Genomic DNA, 13,507 nt, shown 5'->3' on the forward strand with positions numbered 1-13,507 from the left:
CTCTTGTCTCCTTCTTCTTGCCTTGGGTTGATGAACGAATGAATGTCCTGGGAAGGCTCAGGCCTGCGCATCGAGCGCGAGCAGGCGCTGCGCGAGCCTGACCACCGGCGCGTCGACCATGCGGCCGTCGAGGTTCACGACCCCGCCGCCGGCCTGCGCCACGGCCTCGACCACGCGCCGCGCCCAGGCCAGTTCCTCGGCGCCGGGCCCGAGCGCCGCATGCACCGGGGCGACCTGCGCGGGATGGATGCAGAGCTTGGCGCCGAAGCCGCCGCGCCGCGCGCGCGCCGCCTCGGCCGCGAGCCGCTCGGCGTCGCGCCAGTCGGTCGCGATGCCGTCGATGGGCGCGGCCAGGTTGGCGCGGCGCGAGGCCAGCACCAGCGCGAGCCGCACCGGCACCAGCTCGGCCTCCTGCGCGTCGCAGGCCATGCCGAGGTCGGCCTGGAAATCGAGGTGCCCGAAGGCCAGCCGCAGCACCTGGGGCGCGGCGGCGATCGCATCGATGGCCGCGAGGCCCGCGGCCGATTCGATCAGCGGCACCAGCACGGCGTCGGGGCCGGCGGCCTCGGCCAGCTGCGCCAACTGGTCGGCGCCTTCGGCCTTGGGCAGCACCACGCCCGCGATGGCGCGCGCCGCGGCGAGCCGCGCGACCAGCGCGAGGTCGTCGTCATGCCAGGGCGTGCCGGGCGCGTTGATGCGCAGCAGCAGGCGCGCGCGGTCGGCCGCGGGCAGCGCGGCGAAGACCCCGGGCAGGGCCTCGCGCGCGGCGGCCTTGCGCTCGGGCGCGACGGCGTCCTCGAGGTCGACGATGGCCGCGCCCGCGCCGCTGGCCAGCGCGCGCGCATGGCGCTCGGGCCGGTCGGCCGGCACGAACAGGAAGGTGCGCGCGAGCCCCAGGGCCTGGGCGCTCATACGGCCTTGGCCTCGCGCAGCGCCGCGATCTGTTCCTCGCTGCGGCCCAGCGCGCGCAGGATCGCGTCGGTGTGCTCGCCCACGGCGGGGATGGCGTCCATGCGGTAGTCGAAGGCGCTCTGGCGCCCGGCCGGCAGCAGCGCGGGAATGGGCCCGGCCGGCGAGTCCACCTGGCGCCAGCGCTCGCGCGCCTGCAGCTGCGGATGCGCCCAGAGCCCGGCCATGTCGTTCATGCGCGCATTGGCGATCTGGGCGGCATCGAGGCGCTCGAGCACCTGGGCGGTGCTCAGCGCGCCGAACAGGCCGACGATGATGGCGCGCAGCTCCTCGCGGTGTTCGTTGCGCCGCGCATTGCTGTCGAAGCGCGCGTCGGTGGCCAGCGCGGGCTGCAGCAGCACCTTCTCGCAGAACAGCTTCCACTCGCGCTCGTTCTGCAGCCCCAGCATCACCGTGCCGCCGTCGCCCGCGGGGAACGGGCCGTAGGGATAGATGGTGGCGTGCGAGGCGGCGCTGCGCGGCGGCGGCGTCGCGCCCTGGTAGGCGTAGTACATCGGGAAGCCCATCCACTCGGCCAGCGACTCGAGCATCGAGACGTCAATGTGCGAGCCCTTGCCGGTCTTGCCGCGCTGGAGCAGCGCGGCCAGGATGCCGGTGTAGGCATACATGCCCGCGGCGATGTCGGCGATGGAGTTGCCCGACTTGCAGGGCTCCTCGGGCGTGCCGGTGACCGAGAGGAAGCCGGCCTCGCTCTGGATCAGCAGGTCGTAGGCCTTCTTGTCGCGGTACGGGCCGTCCTCGCCATAGCCCGAGATGTCGCAGACGACCAGCCGCGGATATTTCGCCTGCAACGCTGGCGCGCCCAGCCCCATGCGCGCCGCGGCGCCCGGCGCGAGGTTCTGCACCAGCACGTCGGCGCCGGCCACCAGTTCCTGCAGCACCTCGAGCGCGGCGGGCTGCTTGAGGTCGAGCGAGATGCTTTCCTTCGAGCGGTTGACCCAGACGAAGTGCGAGGCCTCGCCGGCCACGCGCTGGTCGTAGGCACGCGCGAAGTCGCCCACGCCCGGGCGCTCCACCTTGATGACGCGCGCGCCGAGGTCGGCGAGCTGGCGGGTGCAGAAAGGCGCCGCGATCGCATGTTCGAGCGACACCACCGTGATCCCGTCGAGGGGTCTTGTCATTGCTTGATTTCCCGAGAAAAGAAGAAGCTCAGGCCAGCACCGCGGTGGCCTGCATCGTGAGCCAGCCCTCGGCGTCCTCGCCCCAGAGTGCGAAGCTCTTGCCGTCGGCGCCGGGCTTGCCATGCACGCGGAACGGCGCGATGTCGAAGGTGGGCCGCACGGCGCGGAACTCGAAGCGCGCGAGCGGTGCGTCGCCCGTGTGTCGGCGCAGCAGGTCGACCAGCAGGGTCGCGATCAGCGGGCCGTGCACGATCAGGCCCGGATAGCCCTCGACCTCGGTGACGTAGCGCCGGTCGTAGTGGATGCGGTGGCCGTTGAAGGTCAGCGCCGAATAGCGGAACAGCAGCACGTCGTCGGGCACGATGTCGCGGCTGAAGGCGGCGTCCTTCGGCGCGGCCTTAGGCGCCGGCGCGGCCTCGCCGGGTTGCGGCGCGGCGCGGTAGACGATGTCGTGTTCCTCGGTCAGCGCGAGGCCGCGCGCGTTGTGCACCTCGTGGCGCACCAGCACGAACACCAGCTCGCCGCTGCGGCCGGTCTTGTGCTCGACCGAGACGATGGTCGAGCGCCGCTCCACCGTGTCGCCCACGGCCAGCGGATTGCCGGCCTCCCAGCGCAGCCGGCCGCCGGCCCACATGCGGCGCGGCAACGGCACCGGCGGCAGGAAGCCGCCGCGCTTCGCATGGCCATCGGGGCCGATCTCGGACTGGCGGTGGTGCGGCAGGAAATAGAGCCAGTGCCACAGCGCGGGCAGCGGCGCGCCGGCGGTCGGCGCGGGATCGTCGCGGTCGAGCGTGGCCGAGAGCGCGCGCACCGGGCTCGCGACGATCTGGTCGTGCAGGCTTTCGCTGCGGCCCTGCCAGGCCTGCAGGCCGGCGAGCGCGGCGGCGTCGATGGCGGGGGTGTCGTGTGGGGTCATCCGTTCTCCTGAATCCGGGTCAATCGACCGAGGCGCCCGATTGCTTGACGATGCGCGCCCACTTGCCGAGGTCGTCGTGCAGCAGCGCCGCGAACTGCTCGGGCGAGGTCGGCGGCGCGACCTCCACGCCCTGCTGCTCGAGCTTCTCGCGCAGGTCCTTCGCGGCCAGCGCCTTGTGCATGGTGTCCTGCAGCTTCGCGAGCACCTCGCTCGGCACGCCGGCAGGCGCGAACAGGCCGATCCACAGGGTGCCGTCGTAGCCCGGCACGGCCTCGGCGATGGCGGGCACGTCGGGCAATGCCGGCGAGCGCTTCGCGCCGCTGACGGCCAGCGCGCGCAGCTTGCCGGCCTTGATGTGCGGCAGCGCCGAGGGCAGGCTCGCGAACACGATCGGCAACTGGCCGCCGAGCACGTCGTTGATGGCCGGTGCCACGCCCTTGTAGGGCACGTGCTCGAGCGAGAGGCCGGCCATGCTGTTGAGCATCTCGCCGAGCAGGTGGTTGAGCGTGCCGTTGCCGGCCGAGGCGTACTGGTAGTGCGCGCCCTTCTGCCGCGCGAGCGCCAGCAGCTCGGGCAGGGTCTTGGCGGCGAAGCCGGGGTTGACCAGCAGCACGTTGGGCACGGCGCCGATCAGGCCCACGGGCTTGAAGTCCTTCTCGGGATCGAAGCCGGGATTGCGGTAGAGCGCGGGGTTGATCGCCTGGCTGCTGCTGATGGTCATCAGCAGGGTCTGGCCGTCCTTCGGTGCCTTGGCCGCGAGCTGGGTGCCGATGTTGCCGCCCGCGCCGGGGCGGTTGTCGACCACCACGCCGACGCCGAGCAGCTCGCCGAGCTTCTGGCCCACGAGCCGGCCGACGATGTCGTTGGTGCCGCCCGCGGCCTGCGGCACGATCAAGGTGACGGGGCGCGTGGGATAGGTGCTGGCCGCTGGCTGCGCCGAGGCGCCGGCCGACAGCACGGCGATCGATGCCGCGGCGAACCACGAGAAAAGAGAAGAAGAAAGCGCCGTTGCGCGAGAACCCATGCCTGTCTCCGGTGTGTTGTAAGGGCCGCGGTGCTCCCCGGCCATGGCGGCATGGTGCGCCGCGCCTCCACCTCGGCGCAATCTCCGATTTCGGAACCCAGCCTTCGGTCTTGCCGAAGCCTCGCGGTCGCTTGCTACCATCGGGCCATGCTTTTCGACCTCACCGACCTGCGCCTGTTCGTGGCCACGGCCGAGCTCGGCAGCCTCACGCGCGCGGCCGACCGGCAGCACCTGTCGCTGGCCGCGGCGAGCGCCCGCATCAAGGCGCTCGAGAACCAGGCCGGCCTGCAGCTGCTGCAGCGCGAAGCGCGCGGCGTGCGCCTGCTGCCGCCGGGCGAGGCCTTCCTGCACCACGCACGGCTGCTGCTGAACCAGACCGACCAGCTGCGCAGCGACCTGCTCGAATACGGCGGCGGCCTGCGCGGCCACCTGCGCGTGTTCGCCAACACCACGGCCGTGACCGACTTCCTGCCCGAGATCCTGCCGGCCTTCCTCGCCGCCAATCCGCGCATCAACGTCGACCTTCAGGAAAAACCGAACGCTCAGATCCCGCGCGGCGTGCGCGACGGGCGCGCCGACATCGGCATCGTCGCGGGCAGCGTCGACACCCTGGGCCTGGAATCGATCCACTTCAGCACCGACCGGCTGGTGCTCGTGACCTCGCGCCAGCACCGCTTCGCGCACCTGCGCACCATCGCCTTCGCCGAGACGCTCGACGAGGACGCCATCGGCATGCAGCAGGGCAGCACCTTGCAGGCCTTCCTGGGGCAGGTCACGGACCGCATCGGCAAGCGCCAGAAGCTGCGCATCCAGCTCGGCAGTTTCGACGCCATGTGCCGGATGATCGGCAGCGGCGTGGGCATCGGCGTCGTGCCCGAGTCGGCCGCGCGCCGCAACCAGGAGGGCATGAAGCTCGCGCTGATCGAGCTCAGCGACACCTGGTGCGTGCGCGAGCGTTACCTGCTGGTGCGCGAACGCGCGGCGCTGCCGGTGTATGCGCAGGCGCTGGTGGACACGCTGTGCCGCCATTACGCGGCCGATGCGGCCGGCGCCTGAGAGCGCTTTTCCGTGGGACTGCGCCTACTTGCGCGCGACTCCTGAGTTCCGCCGCTTCATCCCCACTTTCTGTGCACAACTTTGGGGACAACTCATGTGGAGCCTTGTAAAACGAATTTAAGTCGTTGTTTTATAAAGGGATTCCACACTTTGCTCAAAAAACGGGCGGTGTACAAGATCAACAGGCTCAGCCCGGGTTGGCGCCGAGCTTGTCCTGCGTGCGGGTCTGGAAGTCGCCCGCGTCGTGGCGCTCGTGCAGCTGGCTCTCGGGCTGGCCCCAGGCGCGGTTGACCATGCGGCCGCGCTGAGCCGCGGGGCGCTGCGCGATCTCGTCGTTCCAGCGCAGCACGTTCCTGTATTCGCTCACCTGCAGGAACTCGCCCGATTCGTAGAGCTGCCCCTTGGCGAGCGCGCCGTACCAGGGCCAGACCGCGATGTCGGCGATGGTGTAGTCGTCGCCCGCGAGGTAGCGGCTCTCGGCCAGCCGGCGATCGAGCACGTCGAGCTGGCGCTTGACCTCCATCGCGAAGCGGTCGATCGCGTACTCGATCTTGGTCGGCGCGTAAGCATAGAAGTGGCCGAAGCCGCCGCCCAGGTAGGGCGCGCTGCCCATCTGCCAGAACAGCCACGACAGGCATTCGGCGCGCGCCGCGCGCTCGGTCGGCAGGAAGGCATTGCCGAACTTCTCGGCCAGGTACTGCAGGATCGCGCCCGACTCGAAGACGCGGATCGGCGTGGCGCCGCTGCGGTCCAGCAGCGCGGGAATCTTGGAGTTGGGATTGACGGCCACGAAGCCGCTGCCGAACTGGTCGCCCTCGCTGATGCGGATCAGCCAGGCGTCGTACTCGGCGCCCGCGTGGCCCAGCGCCAGCAGTTCCTCAAGCATCACCGTCACTTTCACGCCATTGGGCGTCGCCAGCGAATAGAGTTGCAGCGGATGCCGCCCCACCGGCAGGTCCTTCTCATGGGTGGCACCCGCGATCGGGCGATTGATGTTCGCGAAGCGGCCGCCGCTTTCCTTGTTCCAGGACCAGACGGTGGGCGGCGTATAGGCGGTCGTGCCATTCATGCAATGAGTTCCAGGAGTTGGACAGACGATGATCATTCTCTATGACTGCGCCACGGCGCCGAGTCCGCGCCGCGCGCGCATCCTGCTGGCCGAGAAGGGCATTGCCCACGAGACGGTGCAGGTCGACCTGGTTCGTGGTGAGCAAATGGGCGCGGCCTACCGCGCGATCAATCCGCAGTGCACGGTACCGGCGCTGCGCACCGCCGAAGACGGCCTGCTGACCGACAACGCCGCCATCGCGGCCTGGGCCGAGGCGCGCCATCCCGAGCCGCCGCTGATGGGCCGCACGCCGGCCGAGAAGGCCGAGGTCGCGAGCTGGAACTGGCGCGTGGAATTCGAGGGCCTGCTGGCGATCGCCGAGACCCTGCGCAACGGCTCGCCGGCCATGGCCGACCGTGCGCTGCCGGGCCCGGTGAACTACGCGCAGATCCCCGAGCTCGCGCAGCGCGGGCTGGCGCGGGTGCAGCATTTCTTCGAGACGCTGAACGACCGGCTGGCCGGCCGCGAGTTCATCGCGACCGACCGCTTCAGCCTGGCCGACATCACCGCCGTGGTGGCGGTGGATTTCGCGCGCATCGTGCGCGTGAAGCCCGGGGAACGGCACCCCGAGCTGGTGCGCTGGCGCGCGGCGATGGCGCAGCGGCCGTCGATGTCGCTCTGAGCGACGACGACGGCGCGCCGAGGGGTCAGCGCTCGATGGTGAGCGCCACGCCCATGCCGCCGCCGATGCACAGCGAGGCGATGCCCTTCTTGGCGTTCTGGCGCTGCATCTCGTGCAGCAGCGTCACCAGGATGCGGCAGCCCGACGCGCCGATCGGATGGCCGATGGCGATGGCGCCGCCGTTGACGTTGACCTTGTTGATGTCCCAGCCCATTTCCTTGTTCACGGCGCAGGCCTGCGCGGCGAAGGCTTCGTTGATCTCGAGCAGGTCGAGGTCGGCGGCCTTCCAGCCGGCGCGCTGCAGCGCCTTGGTCGAGGCCGGCACCGGGCCCATGCCCATGATCGCGGGGTCGAGGCCGGCGGTGGCGTAGCTGGCGATGCGGCCCAGCGGCTTGAGGCCGAGGGCGGCCGCCTTCTTGGCGGTCATCACGAGCACGGCGGCGGCGCCGTCGTTCAGGCCCGAGGCATTGCCCGCGGTCACGCCGCCGGCCTTGTCGAAGGCGGGACGCAGGCCGGCCAGGCCTTCGGCGCTGGTCTTGCGGTTGATGAACTCGTCCTTGTCGAAGACGACCGGGTCGCCCTTCTTCTGCGGGATGGTGACGGGAACGATCTCGTCCTTGAACTTGCCGGCGTCCTGCGCGGCGGCGGCCTTGGTCTGGCTGGCGAGCGCCAGTTCGTCCTGCGCGGCGCGGTCGATGCCGTACTTCTTGGCCACGTTCTCGGCCGTGATGCCCATGTGGTACTGGTTGTAGACGTCCCACAGGCCGTCCACGATCATGGTGTCGACCAGCTTCCAGTCGCCCATGCGCTGGCCGTTGCGCGAGTTCGGCAGCACGTGCGGCGCGAGGCTCATGCTCTCCTGGCCGCCGGCCACGACGATGTCGCTGTCACCCGTGGCCACGGCCTGGGCCGCGAGCATCACGGCCTTCAGGCCCGAGCCGCAGACGGCGTTGATCGTGAGCGCGGGCGTCTCCTTGGCGCCGCCGCTCTTGAGCCACGCCTGGCGCGCGGGGTTCTGGCCGGCACCGGCCGCGAGCACCTGGCCCATGATGGCTTCGCCGACCTGCTCGGGCGTGAGGTTGGCACGCGCGATCACTTCCTTGATGACGATGGCGCCCAGTTCGGTGGCCGCGATGCCGGCGAGCGAGCCGCCGAACTTGCCGACGGCGGTGCGCGCGGCCGAAACGATGACGATGTCTTCCATGAGGTTCTCCGTTGAGGTGATTTGAAATTCGGGGATGCGGGGCGTCAGGCCCGGGCCTTGACGTAGCGGCCTGGCGCGGGCTCTATGGCCTGGTAGGCCTTGCCCTTGCCGTAGGTCTTGGGCGCGGGGATCTGCTTGCCCGCGTGGCCCTTGAGCCACTGGGACCAATCGGTCCACCAGCTGCCCGGATGCTCCTGCGCGCCGGCCAGCCATTCGGCCTGCGTCTTCGGCAGCTTGCCGTCGGCGCGGATCCAGTGGCTGCGCTTGTTCTTGGCCGGCGGGTTGATCACGCCCGCGATGTGGCCCGAGGCGCCCATCACGAAGCGCTTCTTGCCCGGCAGGATCTGGGTCGAGGCGTAGGCGCCGCCGATCGGCACGATGTGGTCCTCGCGCGAGCCGTAGATATAGGCCGGGATGTCGATGCGTCGCAGGTCGATCTTCTCGCCGCAGACCGTGAGCGCGTCGGGCTCGGCCAGCTTGTTCTCGTGGTACGTGTTGCGCAGGTACCAGGCGTAGAACGGGCCCGGCAGGTTGGTGGCGTCGCTGTTCCAGTAGAGCAGGTCGAAGGGCGGCGGGGTCTCGCCCTTGAGGTAGTTGCCCACCACGTAGTTCCAGACCAGGTCGTTGGGACGCAGGAAGCTGAAGGTGGAGGCCAGGTCGCCGCCGGGCAGCAGGCCGCCCTTGCCGAGCTGCATCTCGCGGTACTGCACCATGGGCTCGTCGACGAAGATGTCGAGGATGCCGGTGTCGCTGAAGTCGAGGAAGGTGGTCAGCAGCGTGACCGAGGCGGCCGGCTTCTCGCCGCGCGCGGCCAGCACCGCGAGCGCGGTCGACAGGATGGTGCCGCCGACGCAGAAGCCCAGCGTGTTGATCTGCGGGCTGCCGCTGATCTCCTGCACGCGGTGGATGGCCTCGATCGCGGCCTGCTCGATGTAGTCGTCCCAGGTGGCCTGCGCGAGCGACTCGTCGGGATTGCGCCAGCTCACCACGAACACGCGGTGGCCCTGCTCGTTGGCATAGCGGATCAGCGAGTTCTCGGGCTGCAGGTCGAGGATGTAGAACTTGTTGATGCACGGCGGCACCAGCAGGAACGGGCGCTCGTAGACCTTGGCGGTCAGCGGCTTGTACTCGAGCAGCTGGAAGAATGCGTTTTCGAACACCACCGCGCCCTCGGTGGTGGCGACGTTGCGTCCCACTTCGAAGGCGCTCTCGTCGGTCATGCTCAGGTGGCCCTGGCGCACGTCGTGCAGCAGGTTCTGGATGCCCTTGGCGATGCTCTCGCCCTGGGTGTCGATGGCCTTCTTCTGCGCCTCGGCATTGAAGGCCAGCGAATTGCTCGGCGACGAGGCCGCCATCCACTGCTCGACCGCGAAACGCAGCCGCGCCTTGGTCTTCTCGTCGGCATCGATGGCCTCGGCCATCTTCAGCAGCGTGCGGCCGTTGAGCAGGTAGATCGCGGCCGAGAAGGCCGACAGCGGGTTGCCGCTCCAGGCCTCGCCGGCGAAGCGCCGGTCGCCCTCGGGCTTGGCGCCGAAGCCCTGCCCCCAGAGCGCGGTGGCTTCCGCGAGGTACTGCTGCTGGATGGCCTGCAGTGCCGCGGGATCGATCGAGAACTTGGGCAACTCCGGCATCGTGCCCAGGGGGGGCATGCCGGGGATGCCGGGCATTTCGGGCATCTGCCACAGCGGTTTGCCATTGCCGGTCCAGGCGCCCTGCCCGGCCGGCTGCTGGAAGGACTCCAGCGCCTTGCGCCACCCCTGGGTGAGCGCCTGTTGAAAGGGTTCGAACGCGTCGGCCCCCGTTGCTTTCGTCATGGTGTCTCCTGCTCCTCGCCTGAAATCGATCCGGATGGCTTTGCGTCGTTTGAGTATGCTGCATTCGCAAGACGCTCACAACGCCGCGCCGGCGCGGCCCGGACCCCGGTGGCCGTCATCGCACGGCCGGTGTGGAAACACGCTTTACTTCCTCTTTCGTTCGCCCCGCTCTCCTTTTCCCATGTTCATTCATCTCGTCGTGATCGGCTGGCTCTACGTGGTGCTGATGATGGCGGTGGCCGAGGCCACCAACACCACCGGCACCGTGCTCGGCGCCATCATCACCTTTCTACTGTACGGGCTCGCCCCCGTGACACTGGTGGTTTACCTGATGAGCACGCCCGCGCGGCGGCGGGCGCTGAAGGAAAAGGAGCTGGCCGCGCAGGAGGCGGCACGGCGCGCGGCCGCCGAGGAGCTGGCGGCGCGGGCCGGGCATTCAGACCTTCCAGACCAGCGCGGCGAAACGCCCGCTGACCCCGTCGCGCCGGTGCGAAAAGAACCCTGAGGCATTGCGCACGGTGCACCAGGCATCGCCGCCGTCGTTGCCGTGGATCCGCTCGATGCCGAGCGCGCGCAGCCGCTGGCGCGCGAGGGCGGGCAGGTCGGCCAGCCACTTGCCCGGCGCGGCGCCCGGCCGGAAGCAGCCGGCGGCCTCGGGCGCATGGGCCTCGAAGGCGGCCTTGACCTCGGCGCCGACCTCGAAGGCCGACGGGCCGATGCAGGGGCCGAGCCAGGCGATGACATCAGCGCCGGATTGCCCGTCGTCCTCGAAGGCGCGGAAGGCCTGCTCCAGCACGCCGCCCGCGAGCCCGCGCCAGCCCGCATGGGCGGCCGCCACGCGCCGGCCCTCGGTATCGCAGAACAGCACCGGCAGGCAGTCGGCGACCATGATCGTGCAGGCCGCGCCCGGCACCGTGGCGGTGCAGGCATCGGCCGCGGTGCCGTCGGCCACGCCCGGCGCGTCGAGCGACACCACGCCCGTGCCGTGCACCTGCTGCAGGAACACCGGCCGCGCGCCGATCGCCTCGCGCAGCCGCGCGCGGTTGGCCGCGACATGGGCCGGGTCGTCGCCGACGTGGTCGCCGAGGTTGAAGCTGGCATAGCGCCCCTGCGAAACGCCGCCCTCGCGCGTGGTGCAGACGGCGCGCACATGGGCCGGCACCGGCCAGTCGGGCACCAGCCAGGGCTGCGCCATCAGGCCTCCGCGTCGGGCGACTGCGAGGGCTGCGCGCGCTGGAAGGCGTCGAGCTGCATGCAGGCGTCGAAGGCGGCCATGCTGCGCGGCAGGTCGCTGAAGTCGCAGTCGAAGCGGCGGCCGTTGAAGACCTGCGGCACCAGGCAGCAGTCGGCCAGCGTGGGCTTCTCGCCCCAGCAGAAGGTGCTGGCGGGCTGCAGCGCGAGCTGGCGTTCGAAGGCCAGCATGCCGTCGCGCACCCAGTGGCGGTACCAGGCGTTCTTGGCTTCCTCGTCGAGCTTGAGTTCCTTCACGAGGTACTTGAGCACGCGCAGGTTGTTCAGCGGATGGATCTCGCAGGCGATCGATTGCGCCAGCGCGCGCACGTGGGCGCGGCCCGCGGGATCGCTCGGCAGCAGCGGCGGCTCGGGATGCACCTCGTCGAGGTACTCCATGATCGCCAGCGACTGCGAGAAGCGTTCGCCCTCGTCCTCCAGCATCGGCACCAGCTTGTCGGCCGAGATCGCCGCGTACGGGCCGGTGCGGTGCTCGCCGCGCGCGATGTGCACGGGGATGTATTCGTAGTCGAGTCCCTTGAGCTCGAGCGCGATGCGCACGCGGAACGAGGAGGAGGAGCGGAAGTAGTTGTGCAGCTTCATGGTCATGGTTTCGAGGATAGCGTCGGTGCGATTCATGAGCGGGGCGCTGCGGCAAGCACGCAGCGCAGGTCGCGCGGGGCGGCCGCGGGATGTTCCCGCTGCCAGTCGTCGAGCAGGGCGCGCGCCGCGGCCTCCCCGCGCGTGGCCAGGCCCAGGCGCCAGGGCCCGCGCGGGCCCACGGTCTGGTCGGCCGGATGTTCGTGGCCCTCGCCGTCGCCGTAGGGCCGGCCCTCGGAACAGGCCGCGCACAGCATGCGGATGCCGAGGCTCCAGTTCTCGGCGCCGTCGCCCACCGCGTGGAAGCGCGCGATCAGGGTGTCGATCTCGTCCTGCGACGCCTCCTCGATCCAGAGCTCGAAGGTGGCGTAGTCGGAAGGCGCGATCAGCGCGAGCGCATCGAACACCGCCACCTCGCGCCCCTGGTGCAGCCGGTAGCCGTTGGGCGCGCCGTCGTGCAGCACGAGGTCGCCGTAGCGGTGGCCCGAGCCCGGCAGCGGCACGTTGCGCAGGATGGCGCGCGCGGGATCGATGCGGTCGGCCCACAGCACCTCGCTGGCCTCGTCGCCATGCACGCGGATCGGCGTCAGGCCGGCGAAATGGTCGACCGGGCCCTCGCCCTCGGCCAGCGGAATGCCGTAGAGGCGCCAGGCGCGTCGCGCCGTGGCCCAGTCGCCGAGCGCGGTGGCGGCGATGCCGAGGTTCCACACCGCGCCCTCGTTGCCCGGATCGCACTGCACTGCGCGCGCATTGGCCTCGAGCGAGGCGGCCCAGTCGCCGCGGTACTTGTGGATCAGGCCGGCGTTGTACCAGGGCACGGCCCAGTCGGGACGGTGGCTGCTGGCCTCGGCATAGGCCTGCAGCGCGCCGTCCTCGTCGCCGTCGTCCTGGCGCGTGTTGCCGAGGTCGTTGCAGGCCTGGGCCTTGCCGGCTTTTCCGAATCGAAGGGGCATGGGGAGGAGCGAAGCGGTCGGGGGCGGAAAACGGGCCGTATTCTGCGCCCTGAACGCGGCACCTCGGCCCGCATACCCCGATGGCCGCCCCCGGTGCCCGGCGGCCGGCCGGCGCCTCTGGCACACTGCCGGCTTCCCCCTCTCCCGCTTCGCCTCCAAAGGATACTTTTCCATGGCCTCCGAGTTCGTCTTCGCCCCGCCTGCGACCGTTTCCGTTCCCGTCGTCGGACAGACCGCCCGCTTCCCGGTGCACCGCATCTACTGCGTGGGCCGCAACTACGAAGATCACGCCAAGGAAATGGGCTTCACCGGCCGCGAACCACCGTTCTTCTTCATGAAGCCCGCCGACGCCGCCGTGGTGGTCGAGGCCGGCCAGACCGGCACCGTGGACTACCCCACCCTGACCAAGAACCTGCACCACGAGATCGAACTCGTGGTGGCGATCGGCACCGGCGGCAAGAACATCGCCGCCGCCGACGCGCACAAGCACATCTTCGGCTACGCCGTGGGCCTGGACATGACCCGCCGCGACCTGCAGAACGAGATGAAGAAGCAGGGCCGCCCCTGGGACATCGGCAAGGGCTTCGAGCAGAGCGCGCCGATCGGCCCGATCGTGCCGGTGGCGCAGGCCGGCGACGCCGAGAAGGCCGAGATCTCGCTGCAGGTGAACGGCAGCGATCGCCAGCGCAGCAACGTGAGCAAGCTGATCTGGAACGTGGCCGAGACCATCGAGCACCTGTCGGCCGCCTGGGAGCTGCAGCCCGGCGACCTGATCTACAGCGGCACGCCCGAAGGGGTGGCCGCGGTGGTCGCGGGCGACACGCTGGTGGGCGAGGTCGCCGGCCTGCCCGTGCTGACCGTCAAGATCGTCTGAGGCCGCGAGCACGCCC

14 protein-coding genes are annotated in these 13,507 nt (G+C 70.4%); 4 read left to right on the plus strand and 10 right to left on the minus strand.

Annotation, left to right across the window (positions count from 1 at the left end; all coding sequences use genetic code 11):
• Nucleotides 1-57: 57 nt before the first annotated feature.
• From AC07RM_RS35360 to AC07RM_RS35375, 4 genes are read right to left on the minus strand one after another with little or no spacing between them, the layout of a single operon-like run.
• Nucleotides 58-912 (minus strand): HpcH/HpaI aldolase/citrate lyase family protein, encoded by an 855-nt coding sequence (locus tag AC07RM_RS35360; RefSeq protein WP_495337460.1) that lies wholly within the window; start codon nt 910-912, stop codon nt 58-60.
• Nucleotides 909-2,090 carry a CaiB/BaiF CoA transferase family protein gene (locus AC07RM_RS35365; RefSeq protein WP_208507526.1) on the minus strand — a complete coding sequence of 394 codons (1,182 nt, stop codon included), beginning with the start codon at nt 2,088-2,090 and terminating at the stop codon, nt 909-911. Before AC07RM_RS35365 ends, AC07RM_RS35360 begins: the two co-directional genes overlap by 4 nt.
• A 28-nt stretch (nt 2,091-2,118) precedes the next feature.
• Nucleotides 2,119-3,006 carry an HTD2 family dehydratase gene (locus tag AC07RM_RS35370; RefSeq protein ID WP_495337461.1) on the minus strand — a complete coding sequence of 296 codons (888 nt, stop codon included), beginning with the start codon at nt 3,004-3,006 and terminating at the stop codon, nt 2,119-2,121.
• A 19-nt stretch (nt 3,007-3,025) separates the two neighbouring features.
• Nucleotides 3,026-4,030 (minus strand): tripartite tricarboxylate transporter substrate binding protein, encoded by a 1,005-nt coding sequence (locus tag AC07RM_RS35375; RefSeq protein ID WP_431512318.1) that lies wholly within the window; start codon nt 4,028-4,030, stop codon nt 3,026-3,028.
• 147 nt (nt 4,031-4,177) lie between these two features.
• On the opposite strand from AC07RM_RS35375, the gene AC07RM_RS35380 reads away from it, so the two are divergent.
• Nucleotides 4,178-5,086 carry a LysR family transcriptional regulator gene (locus AC07RM_RS35380; RefSeq protein ID WP_495337462.1) on the plus strand — a complete coding sequence of 303 codons (909 nt, stop codon included), beginning with the start codon at nt 4,178-4,180 and terminating at the stop codon, nt 5,084-5,086.
• Between the two features lie 187 nt (nt 5,087-5,273).
• Here the strand turns inward: AC07RM_RS35380 and yghU are convergent, their stop codons facing one another.
• Nucleotides 5,274-6,155, minus strand: coding sequence for a glutathione-dependent disulfide-bond oxidoreductase (gene yghU, locus AC07RM_RS35385; protein ID WP_208507522.1), 882 nt, complete (start codon nt 6,153-6,155; stop codon nt 5,274-5,276).
• Nucleotides 6,156-6,183: 28 nt separating this feature from the next.
• Here yghU and AC07RM_RS35390 point away from each other — a divergent pair, with 28 nt between their 5' ends.
• Nucleotides 6,184-6,816, plus strand: coding sequence for a glutathione S-transferase family protein (locus AC07RM_RS35390; RefSeq protein ID WP_495337463.1), 633 nt, complete (start codon nt 6,184-6,186; stop codon nt 6,814-6,816).
• A gap of 25 nt (nt 6,817-6,841) precedes the next feature.
• Here the strand turns inward: AC07RM_RS35390 and AC07RM_RS35395 are convergent, their stop codons facing one another.
• Both AC07RM_RS35395 and phaC read right to left on the minus strand, forming a co-directional pair.
• Nucleotides 6,842-8,020 carry an acetyl-CoA C-acetyltransferase gene (locus tag AC07RM_RS35395; RefSeq protein WP_057596639.1) on the minus strand — a complete coding sequence of 393 codons (1,179 nt, stop codon included), beginning with the start codon at nt 8,018-8,020 and terminating at the stop codon, nt 6,842-6,844.
• Between the two features lie 44 nt (nt 8,021-8,064).
• Nucleotides 8,065-9,834: a class I poly(R)-hydroxyalkanoic acid synthase gene (gene phaC / locus AC07RM_RS35400; RefSeq protein ID WP_495337464.1), complete on the minus strand. Its 1,770-nt coding sequence runs from the start codon at nt 9,832-9,834 to the stop codon at nt 8,065-8,067.
• A 181-nt stretch (nt 9,835-10,015) separates the two neighbouring features.
• Here phaC and AC07RM_RS35405 point away from each other — a divergent pair, with 181 nt between their 5' ends.
• Complete coding sequence (locus AC07RM_RS35405; RefSeq protein WP_495337465.1) at nt 10,016-10,339, plus strand: hypothetical protein; 324 nt, start codon at nt 10,016-10,018, stop codon at nt 10,337-10,339.
• Here the strand turns inward: AC07RM_RS35405 and pgeF are convergent.
• From pgeF to AC07RM_RS35420, 3 genes are read right to left on the minus strand one after another with little or no spacing between them, the layout of a single operon-like run.
• Nucleotides 10,271-11,029, minus strand: a complete 759-nt coding sequence (pgeF, locus tag AC07RM_RS35410) for a peptidoglycan editing factor PgeF (RefSeq protein ID WP_495316506.1) — start codon at nt 11,027-11,029, stop codon at nt 10,271-10,273. The genes AC07RM_RS35405 and pgeF overlap by 69 nt on opposite strands.
• Nucleotides 11,029-11,667: a maleylacetoacetate isomerase gene (gene maiA / locus AC07RM_RS35415; protein ID WP_208509974.1), complete on the minus strand. Its 639-nt coding sequence runs from the start codon at nt 11,665-11,667 to the stop codon at nt 11,029-11,031. The genes pgeF and maiA overlap by 1 nt, the downstream gene beginning before the upstream one ends.
• A 32-nt stretch (nt 11,668-11,699) precedes the next feature.
• Entirely contained in the window at nt 11,700-12,617 is a 918-nt protein-coding gene (locus tag AC07RM_RS35420; RefSeq protein ID WP_495337466.1) for a tetratricopeptide repeat protein, read from the minus strand.
• Between the two features lie 172 nt (nt 12,618-12,789).
• Here AC07RM_RS35420 and AC07RM_RS35425 point away from each other — a divergent pair, with 172 nt between their 5' ends.
• Entirely contained in the window at nt 12,790-13,491 is a 702-nt protein-coding gene (locus tag AC07RM_RS35425; protein ID WP_208509969.1) for a fumarylacetoacetate hydrolase family protein, read from the plus strand.
• Nucleotides 13,492-13,507 lie beyond the last annotated feature (16 nt).

The sequence above is a fragment of the Variovorax sp. GW821-FHT09B05 genome (assembly GCF_059418265.1).